Origin of the sequence: Candidatus Njordibacter sp. Uisw_058, from assembly GCF_047730065.1 — a bacterium.
Lineage (GTDB): Bacteria > Pseudomonadota > Gammaproteobacteria > Pseudomonadales > Balneatricaceae > Njordibacter.
On the sequence record NZ_CP159829.1, the window covers coordinates 47,501 to 69,220 of the forward strand.

22 protein-coding genes and 2 rRNA genes (1 of these 24 running past the window's edge) are annotated in these 21,720 nt (G+C 46.2%); 10 read left to right on the forward strand and 14 right to left on the reverse strand.

All coding sequences use genetic code 11. The features are described 5' to 3' along the window. The 5 genes from ABXT59_RS00230 to cysZ all read left to right on the forward strand — a co-directional run. Positions 1-1,307 (forward strand): 23S ribosomal RNA (locus tag ABXT59_RS00230) (it extends 1,582 nt beyond the left edge of the window). 157 nt (positions 1,308-1,464) lie between these two features. Further along, positions 1,465-1,580 (forward strand): 5S ribosomal RNA (gene rrf, locus ABXT59_RS00235). Positions 1,581-1,705: 125 nt separating this feature from the next. Then, positions 1,706-2,320 carry a LysE family translocator gene (locus ABXT59_RS00240; RefSeq protein WP_443636914.1) on the forward strand — a complete coding sequence of 205 codons (615 nt, stop codon included), beginning with the start codon at positions 1,706-1,708 and terminating at the stop codon, positions 2,318-2,320. Between the two features lie 89 nt (positions 2,321-2,409). Next, positions 2,410-3,006 (forward strand): DUF416 family protein, encoded by a 597-nt coding sequence (locus tag ABXT59_RS00245; protein ID WP_443636915.1) that lies wholly within the window; start codon positions 2,410-2,412, stop codon positions 3,004-3,006. A gap of 200 nt (positions 3,007-3,206) precedes the next feature. Beyond that, positions 3,207-3,959 carry a sulfate transporter CysZ gene (cysZ, locus tag ABXT59_RS00250; protein ID WP_443636916.1) on the forward strand — a complete coding sequence of 251 codons (753 nt, stop codon included), beginning with the start codon at positions 3,207-3,209 and terminating at the stop codon, positions 3,957-3,959. Here cysZ and ubiA read toward each other — a convergent pair. Continuing rightward, positions 3,939-4,787: a 4-hydroxybenzoate octaprenyltransferase gene (gene ubiA, locus ABXT59_RS00255; protein WP_443636917.1), complete on the reverse strand. Its 849-nt coding sequence runs from the start codon at positions 4,785-4,787 to the stop codon at positions 3,939-3,941. The two genes, cysZ and ubiA, sit on opposite strands and share 21 nt — an antisense overlap. 87 nt (positions 4,788-4,874) lie before the next feature. On the opposite strand from ubiA, the gene ABXT59_RS00260 reads away from it, so the two are divergent. Continuing rightward, positions 4,875-5,324: an arsenate reductase/protein-tyrosine-phosphatase family protein gene (locus tag ABXT59_RS00260; RefSeq protein ID WP_443636919.1), complete on the forward strand. Its 450-nt coding sequence runs from the start codon at positions 4,875-4,877 to the stop codon at positions 5,322-5,324. Here the strand turns inward: ABXT59_RS00260 and ABXT59_RS00265 are convergent. Next, entirely contained in the window at positions 5,302-5,853 is a 552-nt protein-coding gene (locus tag ABXT59_RS00265; protein ID WP_443636921.1) for a chorismate--pyruvate lyase family protein, read from the reverse strand. The two genes, ABXT59_RS00260 and ABXT59_RS00265, sit on opposite strands and share 23 nt — an antisense overlap. Positions 5,854-5,939: 86 nt before the next feature. Here ABXT59_RS00265 and ABXT59_RS00270 point away from each other — a divergent pair, with 86 nt between their 5' ends. Together ABXT59_RS00270 and ABXT59_RS00275 are read left to right on the forward strand one after the other, a co-directional pair. Next, a complete protein-coding gene (locus tag ABXT59_RS00270; protein WP_443638524.1) occupies positions 5,940-6,470 on the forward strand; it encodes a DUF1415 domain-containing protein in 531 nt (176 codons plus the stop codon). A 10-nt stretch (positions 6,471-6,480) separates the two neighbouring features. Beyond that, on the forward strand, positions 6,481-6,975 hold the full coding sequence (locus ABXT59_RS00275) for an asparaginase domain-containing protein (protein ID WP_443636923.1): 495 nt from the start codon (positions 6,481-6,483) through the stop codon (positions 6,973-6,975). Here the strand turns inward: ABXT59_RS00275 and ABXT59_RS00280 are convergent. The 9 genes from ABXT59_RS00280 to gmk all read right to left on the reverse strand — a co-directional run bounded on the left by ABXT59_RS00280 (position 6,972) and on the right by gmk (position 17,491). Then, positions 6,972-7,478: a DUF501 domain-containing protein gene (locus tag ABXT59_RS00280; protein ID WP_443636924.1), complete on the reverse strand. Its 507-nt coding sequence runs from the start codon at positions 7,476-7,478 to the stop codon at positions 6,972-6,974. The genes ABXT59_RS00275 and ABXT59_RS00280 overlap by 4 nt on opposite strands. 81 nt (positions 7,479-7,559) lie before the next feature. Next, entirely contained in the window at positions 7,560-8,324 is a 765-nt protein-coding gene (locus tag ABXT59_RS00285) for an amino acid ABC transporter ATP-binding protein (protein WP_443636926.1), read from the reverse strand. A 25-nt stretch (positions 8,325-8,349) separates the two neighbouring features. Then, positions 8,350-9,459: an amino acid ABC transporter permease gene (locus ABXT59_RS00290; protein ID WP_443636927.1), complete on the reverse strand. Its 1,110-nt coding sequence runs from the start codon at positions 9,457-9,459 to the stop codon at positions 8,350-8,352. A 7-nt stretch (positions 9,460-9,466) separates the two neighbouring features. After that, positions 9,467-10,651 (reverse strand): amino acid ABC transporter permease, encoded by a 1,185-nt coding sequence (locus ABXT59_RS00295; RefSeq protein ID WP_443636928.1) that lies wholly within the window; start codon positions 10,649-10,651, stop codon positions 9,467-9,469. A gap of 158 nt (positions 10,652-10,809) precedes the next feature. Continuing rightward, complete coding sequence (locus tag ABXT59_RS00300; protein ID WP_443636929.1) at positions 10,810-11,832, reverse strand: amino acid ABC transporter substrate-binding protein; 1,023 nt, start codon at positions 11,830-11,832, stop codon at positions 10,810-10,812. A 271-nt stretch (positions 11,833-12,103) separates the two neighbouring features. Further along, complete coding sequence (gene recG, locus ABXT59_RS00305) at positions 12,104-14,161, reverse strand: ATP-dependent DNA helicase RecG (RefSeq protein ID WP_443636930.1); 2,058 nt, start codon at positions 14,159-14,161, stop codon at positions 12,104-12,106. Between the two features lie 12 nt (positions 14,162-14,173). After that, entirely contained in the window at positions 14,174-16,294 is a 2,121-nt protein-coding gene (locus ABXT59_RS00310) for a RelA/SpoT family protein (RefSeq protein WP_443636931.1), read from the reverse strand. A 163-nt stretch (positions 16,295-16,457) separates the two neighbouring features. After that, complete coding sequence (rpoZ, locus tag ABXT59_RS00315) at positions 16,458-16,781, reverse strand: DNA-directed RNA polymerase subunit omega (protein ID WP_443636932.1); 324 nt, start codon at positions 16,779-16,781, stop codon at positions 16,458-16,460. 80 nt (positions 16,782-16,861) lie between these two features. Further along, complete coding sequence (gene gmk, locus ABXT59_RS00320) at positions 16,862-17,491, reverse strand: guanylate kinase (RefSeq protein WP_443636934.1); 630 nt, start codon at positions 17,489-17,491, stop codon at positions 16,862-16,864. Positions 17,492-17,684: 193 nt separating this feature from the next. Between gmk and rph the strand changes: the two genes are divergently transcribed. After that, positions 17,685-18,455 carry a ribonuclease PH gene (gene rph / locus ABXT59_RS00325; protein ID WP_443636935.1) on the forward strand — a complete coding sequence of 257 codons (771 nt, stop codon included), beginning with the start codon at positions 17,685-17,687 and terminating at the stop codon, positions 18,453-18,455. A 67-nt stretch (positions 18,456-18,522) separates the two neighbouring features. Here rph and ABXT59_RS00330 read toward each other — a convergent pair whose 3' ends face one another. Further along, positions 18,523-19,296, reverse strand: a complete 774-nt coding sequence (locus ABXT59_RS00330; RefSeq protein WP_443636936.1) for an exodeoxyribonuclease III — start codon at positions 19,294-19,296, stop codon at positions 18,523-18,525. A gap of 224 nt (positions 19,297-19,520) precedes the next feature. Between ABXT59_RS00330 and pyrE the strand changes: the two genes are divergently transcribed. Beyond that, a complete protein-coding gene (gene pyrE / locus ABXT59_RS00335; RefSeq protein ID WP_443638526.1) occupies positions 19,521-20,162 on the forward strand; it encodes an orotate phosphoribosyltransferase in 642 nt (213 codons plus the stop codon). A 36-nt stretch (positions 20,163-20,198) separates the two neighbouring features. On the opposite strand, the gene slmA is transcribed toward pyrE, so the two are convergent. Beyond that, positions 20,199-20,786: a nucleoid occlusion factor SlmA gene (gene slmA, locus ABXT59_RS00340; RefSeq protein WP_443636938.1), complete on the reverse strand. Its 588-nt coding sequence runs from the start codon at positions 20,784-20,786 to the stop codon at positions 20,199-20,201. A gap of 15 nt (positions 20,787-20,801) precedes the next feature. Beyond that, positions 20,802-21,719, reverse strand: coding sequence for an acetylglutamate kinase (gene argB, locus ABXT59_RS00345; protein ID WP_443636939.1), 918 nt, complete (start codon positions 21,717-21,719; stop codon positions 20,802-20,804). Between the last annotated feature and the right edge of the window lies 1 nt (position 21,720).

Sequence of the window (21,720 nt, forward strand, 5' to 3'; positions counted from 1 at the left end):
AGTGACCGTACCCCAAACCGACACAGGTGGTCAGGTAGAGAATACCAAGGCGCTTGAGAGAACTCGGGTGAAGGAACTAGGCAAAATGGTACCGTAACTTCGGGAGAAGGTACGCCGCTGATGGTGATGGGACTTGCTCCCTAAGCTGTTGGCGGCCGAAGATACCAGGTGGCTGCGACTGTTTATTAAAAACACAGCACTGTGCAAACACGAAAGTGGACGTATACGGTGTGACGCCTGCCCGGTGCCGGAAGGTTAATTGATGGGGTTAGCTTCGGCGAAGCTCTTGATCGAAGCCCCGGTAAACGGCGGCCGTAACTATAACGGTCCTAAGGTAGCGAAATTCCTTGTCGGGTAAGTTCCGACCTGCACGAATGGCGTAACGACGGCCACACTGTCTCCACCCGAGACTCAGTGAAATTGAAATCGCTGTTAAGATGCAGTGTATCCGCGGCTAGACGGAAAGACCCCGTGAACCTTTACTATAGCTTCACAGTGAACTTTGAACCTATTTGTGTAGGATAGGTGGGAGGCTTTGAAACTGGGACGCTAGTCTCAGTGGAGCCAAACTTGAAATACCACCCTGGTATGTTTGAGGTTCTAACTCAGGTCCGTAATCCGGATCGAGGACACTGTGTGGTGGGTAGTTTGACTGGGGCGGTCTCCTCCCAAAGAGTAACGGAGGAGCACGAAGGTATGCTAATCATGGTCGGAAATCATGAGGTTAGTGCAATGGCATAAGCATGCTTAACTGCGAGACAGACACGTCGAGCAGATACGAAAGTAGGTCATAGTGATCCGGTGGTTCTGAATGGAAGGGCCATCGCTCAACGGATAAAAGGTACTCCGGGGATAACAGGCTGATACCGCCCAAGAGTTCACATCGACGGCGGTGTTTGGCACCTCGATGTCGGCTCATCACATCCTGGGGCTGAAGCCGGTCCCAAGGGTATGGCTGTTCGCCATTTAAAGTGGTACGCGAGCTGGGTTTAGAACGTCGTGAGACAGTTCGGTCCCTATCTGCCGTGGACGTTTGAGATTTGAGAAGAGTTGCTCCTAGTACGAGAGGACCGGAGTGAACGAACCTCTGGTGTTCCGGTTGTCACGCCAGTGGCATTGCCGGGTAGCTACGTTCGGACAGGATAACCGCTGAAAGCATCTAAGCGGGAAGCCCCCTTCAAGATGAGATCTCACAGGACTTTAAGTCCCTAAAGAGCCGTTCAAGACTAGGACGTTGATAGGTTGGGTGTGTAAGCACGGTAACGTGTTGAGCTAACCAATACTAATTGCTCGTGAGGCTTGACCATATAACGCCAAAAGCGTTGTACAAGCGAAGAAGTACGATTAAGTTTACGAAGGATAAGTGCTTGATAAGCGCATGATGTAGGACCTAGACAGTGGATATCACAGATTCAAGGATGTAGATTGATTGTAGGATTGATTGATCTTCATTCACCTTTTTTGCTTGGCGACCATAGCGAGATGGAACCACCTGACCCCATTCCGAACTCAGAAGTGAAACGTTTTAGCGCCGATGGTAGTGTGGGGTTTCCCCATGTGAGAGTAGGTCATCGCCAAGCACCTCATTTAATAAGAAAGCCTCAATGCTCACGCACTGGGGCTTTTTTATTGGGCGCTTAAAGTTATGATGTTAAAAGCCATGACCTTAAGTGTTTGAATTATGCTAACACTCAGGATGCCACTAATGCTCGAGTCCACCCTAAAGTTTCTAGCCATTACTTTATTCTTAGAAGTGACCCCTGGGCCTGGTGTTCTGTTTATCCTTTACCAATCTGCCTTCAGTTTCCGTAATGCCATTGCGGGGACGATGGGCCTGTTAACATCCAATATTATCTGGATTAGCTTGGTGGCCACAGGTTTAGGCCTAGTATTAACTCAAAACCCTGTGGTATTTAACAGCTTACGATACCTTGGCGCTGCTTATTTAATGTATTTAGCTTATAAAATAATGCGCTATGGTATTAGCACCGCTCATGCGCCTGAAAACCCACAGGCACAGGAATATAAAAGTATTTGGTCTAGCTACCGCCAAGGTATGCTAACCTCATTAGCGAACCCTAAAGCCTTATTGTTTTTTATGGCCCTATTTCCACAATTCACACGGCCAGATTATTTTGTCCACGACATTGTGTATTTTGGGGCTTTAAAAATGTTATGCCTAGGCACAGTGATGATTAGCTATGGCTTAATGGGCCGTCGTCTATTTAATTACATCGGCCAGTCATCTTGGTCTAAGGTCATTTCACGAGCCCTTGGCGGTGGCATAATGATTGCTGCCATCGCCGTAGCTAGGGGCTAGCTCGGGTCAAGTGCCGCTTACCTTAGGCCATGACCCTAGCGCAATAACCCTTTATACTGATAGTCAAATGGTTAGATTGGAGAAACATTATGTACTTCGATGAGTTATATGCACCACTGAAAGACATGCAAGATTGGCAACAAACTGCTTTCTCTGCAGCACTTTGCGAACGTATTTTCCCTCACTATGCGTTATACGATAGTTTGTTAGAAGCGAGCCAAGTGTCCATCGCTAGGACTGCTCTAGATCAAGTATGGAAGCAATTGTCCCTGCGTGGCAATATGAACGCAGAGACCCAACTCTCCAAGGTAGAAGCGATCATCCATAACGAAGAAGATGAAAGCTTTGGCGCAGGACTAGCCTTTGATGCCCTTGTGGCATTAATGGCAACCTTGCACTGTGTGTCTCATGCCAGTTACGAAGATGCGGCAAGTGTAGCTCACTTGTCCCGTGAGAGTGTGGCTAAGTTTGTTGAATTACATGCAGAGGACGACCTGAGTGATGAACAATTGATTCGCCACATTTCAACTCATGACTTGATGGTGCAGGAATTGGCCTTTCAAGCCGATGTCATGGGACTTTTGATGTCACAAAATGTGGCCAAATCATCCCAAATAGACCAGCTTAAGTCGATGTCTATGGCTGATGGTGTGAGTAATATTGGCATTAGCATGGCCCATGGCTAATCTTTTTTTATGGCTACGGGGTCACTAAACTAGGCCATTAGCGGGCCTTAGGTGAATTTCGTAATACCACAATTTCTACCAAAGGTAGCGTATCAATAAGCTAGACCCAGCGCGACCTCGATTGTGGCCAGACCCAAGCCTTTAAACTCCCCCAACCTCAAAACCCCAGTTTTAAAGCAGAAGTTAAAAGAGAACACATCATGCCATTGGTTACCGGATTTCGATACGTCTTTCAGGGCGCAAAACTACTTTCACACCCCGGCCTTAGACTATTTGTCTTGCTGCCCTTATTGGTGAACGTACTCATGTTTGCTATTGGTCTAGCAGTGCTTATATTTTTCGTCAGTGGTTGGATGGACGGCGTTGTGTCTTGGTTACCTAACTGGTTGAGTGGCATTACTTGGATTTTATGGGTGTTATTTATACTTTTATTTGGGGTAGCAGTATTCTTTGGTTTTAACTTGCTAGCTAACTTCATTGCCGCCCCGCTCAATGGACTACTGGCAGAAAAAGTTCAGCTACATTTGACGGGACAAGACCTTGGAGAATCAAGCTTGGGGGCGATAATGGCGAGTATTCCTCGCTCACTAGGCCGAGAAATAAGTAAGTTAACTTACTATCTACCCAGACTGTTAGTGCTTGTAGTACTGAGCGCCTTCAGTTTGTTCATTCCTGTCCTTAACGTCATTGTCGCATTATTGTGGTTGGTATTTGGAGCTTGGATGATGGTGATTCAATACATTGACTACCCCATGGACAACAACGGACTCAGCTTTCGGGCCATGCGGCGAAGCTTGAACCAGCAGCGTTTGTTGCACCTAGGATTTGGTGGTGGCGTGTCGATCTTGCTCATGATCCCTTTGCTCAATTTCTTTGCCATGCCTATTGCTGTAGCAGGCGCTACTGCACTCTATGTGGCAGAGCATGAGACTTTAGCCATAATCGATCAATAGACCGAGCCAAACACTCAAAGCCGCCCAGTGGCTATTAATAAAAGCCTTGAAATAATTAGTATTAAGGCGACTACGGCCTAGCCAATGTTGGTAGATAAATAGTACTGCCATCACACTTAACCCTAGGTGAAAGGCAACACCTAATTGGTTAATCTGCCCCACCACTGCCAATAAGCCCACACACAAACACTGAAACACTGCGATAATAGTGAGATCCCAACTACCAAATAATACAGCCGTTGATTTGATACCAATTCTCAAATCATCTTCTCGGTCAACCATAGCGTAATAGGTATCGTAGGCAATGGTCATGCAGATCGCTGCCATGAAGGTTAGCCATGCTGTAAGTCCGGTAGCCTGCGTTTGAGCAGTAAAGCCCATGGGTATCGCCATGGCAAAAGCCACCCCTAAAACCGCCTGGGGCCAATGAGTATAGCGCTTCATAAAGGGATAGATGGCGGCTAACGCAAGCGCTGCGATCGCCAACACGATGGTATAGATGTTGGTTAATAAGACGAGTATAAAAGCCACACCACACAGGCCAAAAAATAATCCCAAAGCTTCTTTGGATGTCACTAGGCCCATGGCCAATGGCCTTCCTTTAGTACGTTCAACATGGCCATCAACATGTCGATCAGCATAATCATTAATAACGCAACCCGCGGCTCGCATCAAAACCACACCAGCAACAAATATAATCAACACATCAAGCTTTGGTATGCCGTGAGCTGCTAACCAGAGTCCCCATAGGGTGGGCCATAATAGCAGATAAGTGCCCACTGGCCGGTCCAGACGCATGAGGCTTTTGAAATGGGGCCAACGGGACATAGACAAAATCACCACAACACCTTAACCAATAATAAAACACCCATGCTAACATAAGCGCCTTTACTGACGCTGCCGAAAGCCTTTATCATGACTATAAAAACTCATAAGTTGTTATTAATATGCACTGGCAACACCTGCCGCTCGCAAATGGCTCATGCCATGCTGCAAGCGCGGAACCAGTCACAGGGCCTTGGCCTAAATATTAAGTCCCGTGGTATCCGCGCTAACGCAGATGACCCTACCACACCAGAAGCGCTTAGCGTACTAAAGGCAGCCAATATTCATTGGCAGGGTACTAGCCAAATACTTACCATGTCAGACTTGGAATGGGCCGAAGACGTATGGGGGATGACCCAAGAGCACTTAGATGTGGCCATGCAGTTGGGCATCAAGTTAGCTTTTAATCGTCGCCCTCGATACCAGTTAATGGCTGGCGAACAAGAGCTATTAGATCCCTTACACTGTGGACTTGAGGCCTATCAACAACTCTTTATTCAGTTACAAATAATCATTGCTAAACGTCTTGCGGGGATATAGTCGCCATGGGAGGCATAAAGACTTCGGTCACTAAGATGCCTTTATCGTCTAAATAAAATACTGAGCGGCGGGCCCAATGTTGTTGCAGGCTTGGCTGTTGAATGAGGCAGGTTACCTGCAATGGGCCACGCACCATATTGGGGTGCTTAAATAATAAAGCGCCTAAGGGCTTGTCACCGATATTTTTAAATCGTCTGAGTCTGCCAGTCAGTGTGCCGTGGGGTATAATACTGCGGGCACACACCCACACTTGGCCGTGACAGAGTAATTCAACTTCGCGAATAATAGCGCGCTGGCGTGGTTTAAGTTTAAGTATTTTAGCCTCAGACGCGCTAGGAATACCCCATTGGTTACGAACCACGCGCACTGAAAACTGACCATTACTGGCATGCACAAGGCGCTGTGTCAAAGAACCTTTATCCTGCAGCCATGCCTGCCAATGGCGTGGTACGGTATGACACAATGGACGCCTATAACTGCGCCAAGTCGATGGATATGGCTGTTGCGCATGAACTAGAAATATGGGCACAGTAAGCTCATTAATTATGCAAACAATAAAGGAGCTATTGTATCAATAAGTTTAGCCCTAAGACACTATCAATAGCGCACCAAGATATAGTTAAAAACACGCGTCGATGGCTTGACCAAATGGTGATTGGATTAAATCTATGCCCGTTTTCACATAGCGTCTTAGCCCAAGACCAAGTGTATTATGCTATTTGTGATGCCAACACTGATGCCCAATTAAAGCAGTTCTATGTGCATGAGTTACAGCGCCTGCTAGGGGCTGATGAAAATGACATTGCCACTAGCTTACTCATGTTCCCCCAAGGCCTAGCAGTGTTCGATGATTACCTCGACCTACTCAATTGGTTTCAGCAGCTATTAGAGCAGGCAGAACTGACAGAGCATGTGCAATTAGCATCCTTTCATCCGCAGTATCAATTTGAGGGTGTGGCGGCTGATGATCTTAGCCACTTTACTAATCGCTCACCATATCCGACCATACACCTTCTACGACAAGCTCAAATGACTAAAGCGCTAGCTCACGTTGTGGACCCTGAACAGATTTATGAAGATAATATAAAAACATTGAATAAACTTGGCCGTCAGCAGGTCGAATCACTCTGCCCCTGGGGTAAATAGGAAAAGTTTTATGAAATTACTGGTTCTTGCTATTGGTGGCACCATCGATAAGGTGTATTTTGATGCCCTCAGTGACTATCAAATTGGTACACCTGCCGCTACGGAAATTTTACAACGGGTTAAGGTTAATTTTGATTTTGAGGTCAGGCAGATGATCTCCAAAGACAGCTTAGAGATGACCGATGCTGATCGTCAAGAAATACTATCTGTGGTGCAGGACCATAGTGGCAAACACGTGATCATTACCCACGGCACTGACACCATGGTAGAGACAGGCCAAGTCCTAAACCAGGCGGCGCATAAAACCATTGTCATTATGGGCGCTATGCAACCAGCGATCATGAAGCTAACTGATGCAGATTTCAATCTAGGTGTGGCAGTGGCAGCGGTACAGACGCTCTCAGAAGGCGTGTACCTGTGCATGAATGGTCGGATATATGACGTTGATCGAGTCGTGAAAAATCGTGCTGAAGGGCAGTTTCAGGACCTTGGAGAAGGTCTTTAAAGGCTAATGGTTAACTCATTAAGACCATAATGCTCGTCTAGCCACTGACCAATGACATTATGACCACAGAGGTGATGGGCATACTGCATGTGTAGGCAGCGAATCTGCTGCCAATCTCTTAAGCCCCCAATGCCATAGGTATCAAACAAAGCGGTATAACCCAACTGCGCAAGTTGCTTTAGGTCTTGGGCAGAACAATTAGCCCAGCGTTCAGCCACATAGGCTCTTTGATTTTCTTGGTAGGCAGCCATCCACTTTGGGTCGCCTTGCAACTGTTGTTCGAGTTGTTTGACCATGCCAGTCATTTCTATCTGGCTAATGGCTTTGTGAAGATCTTTTGAACTCAACCAATATAAGGTTGGAAAAGGCTTATTGTCCATTAAGGGGTGCATTTTTAGCACCAAGGGTACACCACTGTTAGAACTCGCAGCGATGGCCTTTAAGGCTCTTGGTGGGCGTCCTAATTGTTGTTCAATAATGGCAAGGTGTTGTTGCAACGACATAATTTCAAAGACGTAGAGAAAAGCAATAGAAAGGCAACCTTATGGTGCCCACCAGAAGGTGAGCACTAGTCTAAGGCTGTTTTAATGACCTAAAATCTGACTCAAGAACAACTTGGTACGGTCATGTTGTGGATTATCAAAGAATTCGTGAGGCGTATTGGACTCAATGATCTCACCTTCGTCCATAAAGATCACTCGGTCTGCAACCTGCTTGGCAAAGCCCATTTCGTGGGTCACACACAGCATAGTGATACCCTCTTCAGCTAACGAAACCATAGTATCAAGCACTTCCTTGATCATCTCTGGGTCAAGCGCCGAGGTGGGCTCATCAAATAACATAATGTTGGGGCGCATACACAAAGAGCGGGCAATCGCCACACGCTGTTGTTGGCCACCTGAAAGCTGACCCGGGTATTTGTCGGCTTGCTCAGGAATCTTGACTCGCTCTAGAAACTCCATAGCAGTCGCTTCGGCCTCTGCCTTGGGTGTTTTACGGACCCAAATTGGCGCCAAAGTACAGTTTTCTCGGACCGTTAGATGCGGGAACAAGTTAAAGTGTTGAAATACCATGCCCACTTCACGGCGCACGGCATCAATGTTCTTAAGGTCGTTTGTTAACTCAGTGCCATCAACAACGATGTCACCCTGTTGGTGTTCCTCTAATCGGTTAATACACCGAATCAAAGTCGATTTTCCAGAACCGGAGGGTCCACAAATGACAATCTTTTCACCTCGAGTGACCTCAAGGTTAATGTTTTTGAGCACGTGGAAGTCGCCATACCACTTGTTCATGTTACGAATTTCAATACACAGATCGTTATTCAATTTACTTTTTGATTCTGACATGTTCTTAAACTCTTAAAATTAGTGGTTATCGCTTGTGGCCAGTATTGAGCTTGTTCTCTAAATAAAGTGAGTAACGAGCCATTGCAAAACACGAAATAAAGAAGAATATAGCAACGAAAAGGTACACTTCAGTAGACAAGCCTAACCACGCTGAGTCAGCTACAGAAGCCCTACCAATACCGAGGGGGTCCAATAAACCGATGACGATAACCAATGTACTATCTTTGTATAAACCAATAAAGGTATTGACGATCCCTGGGATTGAGATTTTCAAAGCCTGTGGCAAAATAATGAAGCGCATTGCTTGAGAGTAGTTTAAGCCGAGGGACTCTGCTGCCTCTAACTGTCCTTTTGGCAATGCCTGTAAGCCACCGCGGATGACCTCAGCCATATAGGCTGAAGCAAACAAGGTCACCATAATAAGCACCCGCATCAATAAGTCGAAGGTGGTGCCAGGAGGCAAGAAATAACTCAGCATGGTTGAGGCTACAAACAGTAAAGTGATCAAAGGTACGCCACGGATGAATTCAATAAAACCGACGCAAAAGTATTTGATGATCGGCAGATTAGATTGACGCCCCAAAGCCAGCAAAATACCCAAAGGTAAAGAGCCTACAATGCCAGTCACTCCAATCGTCAACGTAAGCATAAGGCCACCAAATAGGTGGGTGCCGACATGCTCGAGGCCAAAGCCTCCGCTGAGTAACCAAGCGCCAATAAAGGGATAGACTAAGGCGAACCGCAACATGTATTTGCGCGCAGGTATGCTGTCCCATAAGACTGCTGCACCGGCAACGGCAAGCAGGATGGTGGCTAAGTTAACACGCCAGCGCAGGTGCTCGGGGTAGAAACCATACACAAACAGGTTAAAACGCTCTCCAATAAAAGCGAGGCAGGCTCCATCTGGAGCGCAGTCTTTGCGTGTTTCCCCAACATAAGTGGCGTCTAAGAAAAGCCAATTAATAGATGCGGGAAGGGCTAGGTACAAAAGATAAAGGGACACCAAAGTGATGATGGAATTAGCCACTGAAGAAAATAAATTTACCCTCAACCAGTATATCAATCCAGTGGTGCTAATTGGTGCGGGCAGGCTAGGGTGCGTACCAGGTGCATAAGTTTGTTTAGTCATAGTCATTTATACCTTAACGTTCCACCAGTTTCATGCGATTGTTGTACCAGTTCATACCAGAGGATATGAGCAAGGAAATAACCAAGTAAATAGCCATGACTATAAGCATACATTCCATTTCTCGGCCTGTTTGGTTAAGAGAAATACCGCCAATTGTGGCCACGATATCCATATAACCAATAGCCAGCGCCAATGATGAATTCTTAGCTAGATTTAAGTACTGGCTTGTCAGTGGTGGAATAATCACTCGCAATCCTTGTGGAATAACGACCAACTTAAGCACTTGACTGTTAGAAATCCCCAACGCTTGGGCTGCCTCAGTCTGTCCATGATCAATAGCCACGATACCCGCGCGCACGATTTCGCCAATAAAGGCGGCCGTGTAAAGAGACAAAGCGAGCCATAGTGCGATAAATTCAGGGCGAACCACCATGCCACCTTTAAAGTTAAAACCTTTAAGTGCAGGTACATCCCATTCAATAGGACTGCCTAAGGCAAAGTAAACAATTAAGGGTATCAATATGATGGCTGCTAAATTAATGAGTGCCACTGGGTATGCCTTACCCGTTGTGTCTTGAACATTTTGTGCATAGCGGCTAAACCACCAAGCAAAAGCCAAGCCGGCAACCACAAAGCCACCCACTATCCAAAATAAAGACTGGAACTCAGGGCTGGGCATTTGGAAACCACGATTATTTAAGAAAAAGGTATCGCCAAAATTGTAAGAACCTTTTGGGCGTGGCAGCGAAGTTACAATCAGACCATGTAGTAGCAAAATATGCAGTAGAACTGGAACGTTACGCATATATTCAATATACACGTAGGCAATCTTTTGAGTTAACCAGTTTCTTGATAAACGCATAACGCCTAGGATAAAACCGAGAATCGTGGCAAGCACAATACCGGCAACGGCGACGAGTAGAGTATTAATCAGACCCACAATCATAGCCCTAAAGTGGCTAGAGGTGGAACTGTATTCAATTAAGTGTTGGTTGATGTCATAGCTGGCATTATCCCATAAGAAGCTAAAATTGATGTCTTTGCCAATGTTGGATAAGTTAACGACAGCGTTATTAATGATGAAGGCAAAAAATGAAATGATCAGTGCGGCGGCGATAATCTGCACAATGACTGAACGGGTTTCTTTATCATACCAAGCACGTATTAGAGGGTTAGTACTAGATGTTGGAGTGCTCATAGATTGAACCGTGCTACGTAGATATCAGTAGTTAAGGGCAACCTGCCAACTTAACATTTGATTAGTAATCAGAGGTGTAGCAACCAAAGATCATTAAGTTCCAGAAATGAACTGGGGTGCCTTAGCACCCCAGTTTAATACTGATCAATTCGTATTAATTAACGAATTGGAGCAGCGTAAAGAACACCACCGTTATTCCACAAGTTGTTCAAACCACGCCCAATCTGTAGAGGAGTATTTGGACCAACGTTACGCTCGTAGATTTCGCCGTAGTTACCACCTTGTGCAACAGCACGTGCAGCCCACTTGGCATCTAGACCTAGCATTGCGCCCATAGAACCTTCAGAACCAACCAAACGGTTGATGCCTGGGTTGTTGCCAACGTTAGCAGCAAGGTTCATCGCATTAGCTTGGGTAATACCCATTTCTTCAGCGTTGATCAAAGCGTTAACAACCCACTTGCCAATGTCATGCCACTGGTCATCGCCATGACGAACAGCACCACCTAAAGGCTCTTTAGAGATGATTTCAGGCAATACAACGTGCTGTGAAGGATCATCAAATTTAGCCCGAGTAGACGCTAGACCTGAAGCATCAGTTGTGTATACGTCACAACGGCCAGCTACGTAGTTAGTAAAGCCTTCTTCGTTAGTTTCGATTGGAACGGGCTCGTACGACATGCCATTGGCACGGAAGTAGTCAGCTAGGTTCAATTCTGTTGTTGTACCTGTTTGGATACATACAGAAGCGCCATCTAAGTCAAGGGCAGAGTTAACGCCTAGAGATGCAGGAACCATGAAGCCCTGACCGTCGTAGAAGTTAACAGGCAAGAAGCTTAGCTTCAAGTCAACGTCACGACTAAGAGTTTCTGTAGTGTTGCGGAACAAGATATCGCCTTCACCAGAATTCAACATAGTAAAACGAGTCTTACCCGTAGAAGGTACGAATTTAACCTTGTCGCCATCGCCTAATACGGCAGCAGCTACGGCGCGGCAGAAGTCGGCATCAAAGCCTTCCCAGCGGCCATTCGCATCAGGTGCAGCAAAACCAGCCAAGCCAGTCGTTACAACACACTTTAGTTCGCCAGCAGCACGCACATCTTCAAGAGTTGAAGCTTGGGCAGCTGTTGCAGTCATAGCTGTTAGTGCCATGCCAGTTAAAACTTTATTAATTAGTTTCATATTAGAAGCCTCCTAAGGGCTTGGTATTTTTAGTGCAGCAAATTATAAAAATATTTTTATTGTTAGCACTGAACTTGGGGATTACGGAACCTGTGTATTCACGCAGCTTATAAACACCGTTCAGAAGATGGATGATAGGAAAACTTGGCCCATTTGTAAACCGCTAAAACCAATACTTGGCAAATATAAGACGATTCAAGGTCATAAAGGCACTTAATATGCAAAATGTATGCAAATATGGATGATATATTTCTTATTTGCTTCGGCTGGGCTATACCTTGGCGAAGGCTTGATTTTCCCCTACCCATCTAGATATGATTTTTTCAGTCTTGTGTGGATAGCTTATATAGCCTTCAGCAATAACTTTCACCTCTGGCAGCAGATGAGCATCGCGCATCAAGTCTGCAATTCTCAAGCCAACAGCACCGGCTTGCCGGGTGCCGAGAACCTCGCCAGGACCGCGTAATTGAAGGTCTCTTTCTGCAATTACAAAGCCGTCGTTAGATTGACGCAGAATGTCTAAGCGCTCTCTGCCCATTGCTGATAATGGAGCCTGATACATGAATAAGCAATGGCTCTGGGCTTGCCCACGACCCACGCGGCCGCGTAATTGGTGTAATTGAGCTAAACCCAAACGCTCTGCATTATCAATGACCATTAGATTAGCATTGGGCACGTCAACACCTACCTCAACCACAGTTGTGGCAACCAACAACTGAATATGACCTGCCTTAAACTGAGCCATTACCTCAGCCTTTTCAGCACTGCTTAAGCGGCCATGCACTAAACCCACTTTGATATTATTAAGTTGCTGGGTAAGCAGCGCCGCGGTGTCTTGTGCAGCCTCACATTGCAATACTTCTGAGGCTTCTATAAGAGGGCAGATCCAATACACTTGCTGGCCGCTATTGCAGGCTAAATGAATACGCTCAATAACTTCGGCCCGTTTAGTATTATTGAGTAGCACGCTATTAATGGGCTTACGTCCAGGGGGCAGTTCATCAATTAACGAATGATCAAGGTCACCATAGGCACTCATAGCTAGCGTCCGTGGGATTGGAGTGGCTGTCATTACTAGCTGGTGCAGGCCCTTGCCTGGCGGTGCTTTTTTGACCAGGCTGTGGCGTTGGGCCACACCAAAGCGGTGCTGTTCATCAATGATGATTAGACCTAAATGTTGGTACTCAACAGCCTCTTGAAAGAGGGCATGAGTGCCCACGATGACCTGCCCCTCGCCAGAGGCTATAGCCGCCAGAGATTGACGCTTTACTTGCGCTTTTTGTTTACCCGTTAGCCACGCCACATTAATACCGAGGGGCTCCAGCCAGTGGCTAAAATTGTGAAAGTGTTGTTCTGCTAAAATTTCTGTCGGCGCTAATACGGCCACTTGGCAGCCATGATCAACGGCCCGGCAAGCAGCGAGAGCAGCCAGCACAGTTTTACCAGACCCCACGTCGCCTTGCACCATTCTAACCATAGGCACTGGAGTTGTAAGGTCCGTGGCGACTTCTTGCCACACTCTTTGTTGGGCACCGGTGAGTTCAAAGGGTAGATTTTCAATCAAACCTTGCTCTAAGTGCTTGCTTAGGGCAAGCGTGGGTGCAGGCAATCTTTGATTCTGCTGTTTGGCTCGTTTCAGAGTGAGCTGATGAGCAATTAATTCTTCCAGTACCAACCTCAACTTCGCTGGAGTGACTTGATCTTGAAGCAGGTGCAGATCTGCGTGCACATGTGGATAATGCAACTGCCTTAAACTCTCCTGTAAGCTAGGTAATTGATATTGGTTAATGAGTTGCTGGGGCAGCAGTTCATCGAGTATGAGAGTGCCTTGTTCAAGTTGCTGCCACGCTAATGCAATCAATTGCCCCATTCGAGTTAAGCTTAGACCTTCAGTGGTTGGGTAAATAGGGGTTAACTGATCTGCCAAAGTAGGGGGGACATCATCGAACAGCACATATTCAGGGTGCACCATTTCTAACCCTTGAGGGCCAGGTCTGAGTTCACCAAAGCAGCGGACGTTGCGGCCATTAGTAAAGCTCTTTGCTTGGTGGGCGTGAAAGTGCATAAACCGCAGACCAAGGCTAGCCCCATTTTGGCTAATACTCACACGTAAGCTGACACGGCGCCCGCGTTGTAGGGATGAGCTGGTAATTTGCCCCTCTACTAAACAAGCTATTTTAGGGCTTAGGGAATGCAGTGGAACGAGGCGCGTGCGATCTTGATAACGGATCGGCAAATGAAACAAAAGATCTTCAACGTTGCGCAATCCAAGCTTGTCCAATTTAGTGGCAAGTGCTGGGCCTACCCCATTGAGCTGAGTTACTTCCATGGCGTTAACCCTTTAGGTGCGATTAAGCCGAATAACGCCTGGAATTTTTCGCATAGACTTAATCACTTGGGCTAAATGAACTCGATTGAGTACCGAAATTTCTAAGTTGACTACGGACAGGCGCGCATCTTTTTCATCCACGTCAATTTTCTCAACATTGGCATTATCTTTGGCAGCACTGGTAGCGAGACTGGCAATAATGCCTCGGCTTGCAGAGACTTCAATCTCAAGGCACACATCAAAGTCACGGTCGCCTGTTTCCGCCCAGACTAAGGCCAAAGTCTTGTCTTTGTCTCGGCCAATATCTTGAATGTTGTTACAAAAGTTTCGATGGACTGCTATGCCATGACCTGCATTTATATGACCAACAATACTATCCCCAGGAATAGGTCGGCAACATCGTGAATAACGAATCATGATGCCTTCAGTTCCATGAATCTCCATCGGTCCAATACCACTATTTTGACCGTCTATATCAGAGCTTTCTTGGCTCAAAGCGTTGGCAACGATGTAGGCCAAACGTTTACCAGAGCCAATTTCGGCCAGCAAAATGTCTAGGTCAGTAAGCTTATGCTGGCTAATGTAGCCCTCTAGTCGAACTGATTCTATGGTTTCTAGGCTTAAAGAATTAATACTTAACTCTTGGTTAAGTAAGCGACGTCCCAAGTTGACAGCATCGTCAGTGGCTTGGTGCTTCAAGTAGTGGCGGATGTTACTACTTGCTTTCGCCGTAGCCACAAAGTTGAGCCAGCTCATATTGGGCTTAGCACTGGCAGTGGTGACAATTTCAATGGTGTCGCCACTATCCAACTTTTGGCTCAATGGTGCTAGGCGTCGATTGATGCGGCATGCGATACAGGTATTACCAATGTCGGTATGCACTGCGTAAGCAAAATCAATAGGAGTGGCTCCGGCAGGCAATGAAAATACGCCACCTTTAGGTGAAAACACATAAACTTCGTCTGGGAATAAATCGTGCTTCACGTGGTTAATAAACTCCATGGCGTTGCCAGAGCGTTTTTGCATTTCTACCAGCTCTTGGATCCACTGTTGGGCACTATTATGGGCTCTTTGAGCACGGCTGTTGGTGTTTTTATAGAACCAGTGCTCCGCCACACCATGATTAGCAATATCATCCATTTCTTTGGTGCGGATCTGTATTTCTATAGGGGTATGTACCCCTGAGCCAGCACGATAAAGCGTGGTATGGAGGGATTGGTATCCGTTAGACTTAGGGATTGCAATATAGTCTTTAAAACGTCCGGGCACTGGACGATACAGGTTGAGGTGGTGCACTGCACCCAAGATACGGTAACAGGTGTCTACCTCGTCCGTAACAATACGAAAGGCAAATACATCCATAATTTCACGAAAAGATTTGCTTTGCTCGCGCATTTTATTGTAGATGCCAGCCAGATGCTTTTGGCGACCACCGATCACACCAGGCAGTTCATCGTGATCTAAACAATCCTCTAGGGCAATCTGTACTTGTTCCAATAGGGCTTTGCGTTCTCCACGAGCCGCTGCTACCGCTGCCTTTATATATCGATGCCGCATAGGGTGGTAGGCTGCAAAGGCTAAGTCCTCTAGCTCTATTTTTAGATCGTGCATACCCAGTCGGCCAGCAATAGGCGCATAAATATCAGTCGTTTCTTTGGCAATCCGGCGGCGGCTATCGGGGCGCATGGCGCCAATGGTGCGCATGTTGTGCAGACGGTCAGCTAGTTTTACTAATATAACGCGAATATCTTTGGCCATAGCAATGGCCATCTTTTGAAAATTGTGGGCCTGGCTTTCGGCGCGAGTCTTAAATTCCAAATGGGTGAGTTTACTGACGCCATCAACTAAGTTGGCAACGGTGATTCCAAACTGGTCTTCAAGACCTTGTTTATCAACTTGGGTATCTTCAATCACGTCATGTAGCATCGCTGCCATGAGGCTCTCATGATCCATGTGCATACTACTAAGGATGCTTGCCACGGCTAAGGGATGAGACACATAGGCTTCACCACTTTTGCGCATTTGGCCATCATGGGCCTGCTCGGCATAATAGTATGCCCGCCGAACTGCTTTCACCTGAGCGGGTTCAAGGTATTCGTCGAGACGCTCTGCGAGGGCGTCAATGGTAGGCATAATTTAGCATCCGTTTTGGTTCATGGTTCCATGGTAACTGAAAAATTATACAAATGGGGCAGCCTTGTTGCAACTTTGTTGAATTTATTAACAAAAATGCACAAAAAAAGAGCCAAGAGGCTCTTTTTTGGGACAAAATATGGCTTTACTAACAGCCAAATAATTACTCGTCGATATCAGGGTTACCTTGCACGACTGCTTCACTGGCTTCAGCAACCGTTTGCGTCACCTCATCAAGCACTTCTTGATCTGCTGGGGCCTCAGCAAACTGTTGATTGATCTCGTCGTGATCGTCCAAGATGCTGGCGTTAATGTAGCCTTCGGCAATCTCGCGCAAAGCGACTACTGTGCACTTATCATTTTCCCATTCAATGTGGGCTTCTTTGCCGCCTGTTGCGAGTTGGCGAGCACGCTTAGTGGACACCATGATGAGCTCAAAGCGGTTGTCAACGTTTTCCAAACAATCTTCTACGGTTACGCGAGCCATGTGGGTTACCTGTTATTTATAATCAATGCAGAATCGGCTTCTAATATGAGCCGCAAATCAGACGCGCTAGTGTACAAAATTTAGTCACCTGTTGACAAGAGTTCAACCAATAATTGGTGGTGATTAACTGCTTGTTGAGGGGTTTTTAGGCGTCGGCAGGTAAAAATGCACTGTAAATCAGCTAAAGCCTGGTTAAAGTCATCGTTGATGACCAAATATTGACTACCACCGTACTGACTAATTTCTTTATGAGCTTCTGCCATACGTCTGGCAATAATGACATCACTATCGGTGCCCCTGCCTTGTAATCGCTTTTGTAACGCTACTTGAGACGGAGGTAATATGGTGATGGCAACGGCGTGTGGAAAAATAGCCAACACTTGATCACGACCTTGCCAATCAATTTCTAAGATCACATCTTGGCCTTGTTCAAGGCTAGTTTGAACCCACTGCCTAGAGGTGCCATAACTATTTTCGAAAACAGTGGCATACTCTAACATTTGCTGTTGGTCCACCAATCGAGAAAAGTCTTCTTGGCCAACAAAGTTATAGTCCACGCCGTCTTGTTCGCCTTGTCTGATCGCTCGCGTAGTGTGGGACACAGATACACAAACCTGGTCATCTTGAGCCAAGAGCGCTTTTACTAAGCTAGTTTTACCTGCACCTGAGGGTGCGGAAAGGATATACAGGGCACCAGAAGTATTGGACATGATTGGACCACGGCTTTAAATACAATTCGACAGCTAATGATTATAGGCAAGCTTTCACCGAATGTCAGCTTAACTGTGGGCACGAATTGGGTGAGTGTTATTATTAGCTTGTGAGTTAACTGTTAAATGCTAGGTGTTATCTGTGCTCAACTGGATTAAAATAAGACTTAATCATTAATGAAAAAGGTTACTCATGACATCCTCCATTACCGATCAACTCAAGGATCTGAAGCTCGATTTTGCCCGCCCCAGTGGTCGTGATACAGATCAACTGCGTGACATTAAAATTACCCGCGGCTTTACCAAGCATGCGGAAGGCTCCGTATTAATTGAGTTTGGCGACACCCGCGTACTTTGTACAGCCAGTGTAGAACGGGGCGTTCCGAGGTTTTTAAGAGGCTCTGGCAGTGGTTGGGTGACCGCTGAATACGGCATGTTGCCGCGCGCCACTCACACTCGGAATGGCCGTGAAGCTGCTCGGGGCAAGCAAGGTGGACGCACTTTGGAAATCCAACGCTTAATTGGCCGGTCTCTGCGCGCGTCACTGAATTTAGAGAAGCTAGGCGAAAACACGATTACTCTAGACTGTGATGTATTGCAGGCTGATGGTGGTACCCGTACGGCGTCCATCACCGGAGCCTATATCGCCATGGTAGATGCGATTAATGTCCTTAAAAAAGATAAAAATGGGGCCATGAGAGGTAATCCTCTTAAGCGTCAGATTGCGGCTATTTCCGTGGGTATTTATAAAGATGAGCCAGTACTCGATTTGGATTATGACGAAGATTCAAAGGCTGAAACGGATATGAATGTAGTTATGACCGCAGATGGCGGCTTTATTGAAGTGCAAGGCACTGCAGAAGGGGCGCCATATACACAGGAACAAATGACGGCAATGTTGACTTTAGCCCGCAAAGGCATTACGGAGATCACCGCTTTACAAACTGCGGCCTTGGCAGACTAATAAGGGTTCAATGATCCCTGAAGCAACTTGAGGTGGCAGTGTCTGCAGTTCCAGACATTGCCAAGTCTTATAAGTCGCAGGTGTAATCAATAATCAAGGGCGCATGGTTAGAGAAGCGCTGCTCCCGAAAAATACCTGCGTTACGCACATGATGGCGTAAGTTAGGTGTGGTGATTTGATAATCCAGTCGAGCGCCCTCGTTGAGCTTAAATGCCCTGTTGTAGTCTGGCCACCAAGTGAATTGACGTTCATTTTTGTTAACCTGTCGGAAGGCATCACAAAATTCCATTTGGAAAAATATCTCATCTAGAACTTCACGCTCTTCTGGTAAAAAACCAGAATTTTTTTGGTTTACATACCAGCCAGATAGATCTTCAGGTTTGTGTGCTGAATTTATTGTGCCACAAAAAATAAAATCCCGACGTTTGCGCAAAGTTTTTCGCAAGTGATTACTGAACTGCTCCATGAATTCATTTTTAGCATCTTGCTTGTCGTCATCTCCCAGGCCAGAAGGCACAGAGATGGAGGCCACACTAATACGTTCGAAGTCGGCTTGAATAAAGCGACCTTCAAAGTCGCAGCCACTGAAACCTAAGCCTGTCATGACCGCTTTGGGTTGATGGCGGCTATATATAGCGGTACCACTATAGCCGTCTTCAAAGGCATCAAAAAAATATGCGTACCAGCCTTCGGGATGAAATAATGGCTCATCAAGTTGATAATCCTTTTCACGGATATCTTGCAAGCACACCACGTCGGCGTTTTGGGTTACCATCCAATCAAAAAGGCCACGTTCAGCTGCTTGGCGCAAACCTTGGACATTTAAAGTAATAATACGCATGGGTGTTGTTTCGTCACTGGCGTGGCAAGCCAAAATTAAGGCTTGCAAATTCGCATTAGGGAGTCATTTTGTTATTTAAGTGCAATGATAACACGGTCTTCACTTTTGGCCCATAAGTGAGTGGGGGTTGATAACAGATTTACTCATATTTACGTCACCTAAAAGTGGGCTCTGGTGTATAATCTCGGCAGTTAAAATTAGCCCCCAATGAGTGAAAGATGCTTATGAAAGATTACCAGAGAGAATTTATAGAATTTGCTATCGAGCGGGATGTTTTGCGGTTTGGCGAGTTCACCTTAAAGTCTGGTCGTCTAAGCCCTTACTATTTTAACTTTGGCCTGTTTAACACGGGTTCAGCTTTGGCTCGATTAGGTCAATATTTTGCTCAAGCATTGGTGCAATCGGGTATCAAGTGTGACGTTATCTTAGGTCCAGCTTACAAAGGAATACCTTTAGCCACCTCTATGGCAGTCGCCTTGAGTGAATCTCACGGTATCGATATGCCTTACGCCTTTAATCGCAAAGAAGCGAAAGCTCACGGGGAAGGTGGTTCTCTTGTTGGAGCAGCACTCAAAGGCCGGGTTGTGATTGTAGACGATGTCATTACTGCGGGCACTGCTATTCGCGAAGTAATGACCATTATAGCAGCCCACAATGCCATACCTGTGGCAACCTTAATTGCCATTGATCGTATGGAGAAGGGGCAAGGGGAGTTATCCGCTATACAAGAAGTTGAACGGGACTTTGCGATGCAAGTTGTGAGTATTATCAGTTTTGATCACGTGTTGGAATACTTACAAGAAACGGGTTACGAGCAACCACAAATTGATGCAATGGTGCAGTATCGTAAAGATTTTGGGGCATAAGTATTGAGTTGACAGACCTGAGTGGGCCTTGCAGCATCAACGCATGATGCTCTGACTGAGTATGGCCCATTGATCTGCCCAAGCCATAGTCGGTTTATGGCGAAAGTTGGTGCGGCTGTATTGGCGAATACGGCCCTCTGCTATGGCCATTAGTAAGTTGGCACTGTTGGCTGGGGTATCTTTAGTGCGCAGGCCCTCACGCATCTCTGCTTCTCTGAGAATTTGTTTAAGCTGGGTTTCTAATTTTTCAAACAACTGATTGACGCGGTTGCCTAAACGTTCATTTTCCCCCATTAGGGCTTCACCAGTTAAAATACGGCTGACACCAGCATTGCGCTCAACAAACGTGAGTAGCAGTGTGAGAATCTGCTGACACTGGCTTATAGCAGTTAATTCTTGCTGTTGGATCAACTTTGCTCGGCTAAAAAGCGTTTCTTCTACAAATTCAATGAGGGCATCAAACATTTGTGCCTTACTCGCAAAATGTCGGTACAAGGCAGCCTCAGAGACACCCACACGCTTCGCCAACGCAGCGGTTGTAATACGCATGTTGGGGTCCTCTAACATTTCCATCAGAGCGTGTAAGATTTGTTGTTTACGAGATATTTTAGCTTCAGTCGTCATTGGGTTGTGGCTTCTTTATAGAGTGGTATGGTTATCGTTGGCACCCGTAATGAGGGTGCCTACACCTTGATCAGTAAAAACTTCCAATAGGGTTGCATGATTCACACGACCATCAATAATATGAGCCCGCTTTACACCGCCTTTTACGGCATCTAAGGCACAAGCTATTTTAGGTAGCATGCCACCATAAATGGTGCCATCAGCAATCAAGTCATCGACCTGCTTAGTCGACAAGCCTGTCAATAAGTTGCCTTTTTTGTCCAGTAGTCCTGCGGTGTTAGTGAGCAGCATGAGTTTTTCAGCTTGCAGGATCTCTGCGACTTTACCAGCAACTAAATCAGCATTTATATTATATGAATTGCCCTCTTCGTCCACCCCTATGGGGGCGATTACAGGAATAAAATCACTGTTACGCAACATATCTAGCACGTCAGTATTGATGGCACTGACTTCGCCCACGTGACCAATATCAATAATTTCAGGAGCCAACATCTCTGGAGTCTGATGGGTGACCTTCAATTGTTTAGCTTGGATCAGTTTGCCATCTTTACCCGTTAAACCGATCGCTTGACCACCATTTTTATTGATGAGATTAACAATGTCTTTGTTTACTGAACCACCCAGCACCATTTCTACCACATTCATGGTGGCAGTATCAGTGACACGCATGCCGTTGACAAAGTGAGACTCAATATTGAGTTTAGTGAGTAGATCACCAATTTGGGGTCCACCACCATGCACGACAACAGGGTTCATGCCTACGAGTTTCATCATCACAATGTCACGTGCGAAGCTATTTTTAAGGTCTTCGTCAATCATGGCGTTGCCACCAAATTTGACGACGATGGTCTTACCCGTGAAACGCTGAATATAGGGCAAAGCCTCACTTAATACTTGGGCAACGTTGATGGCCGCTTTTCGATCGAGTGTCATA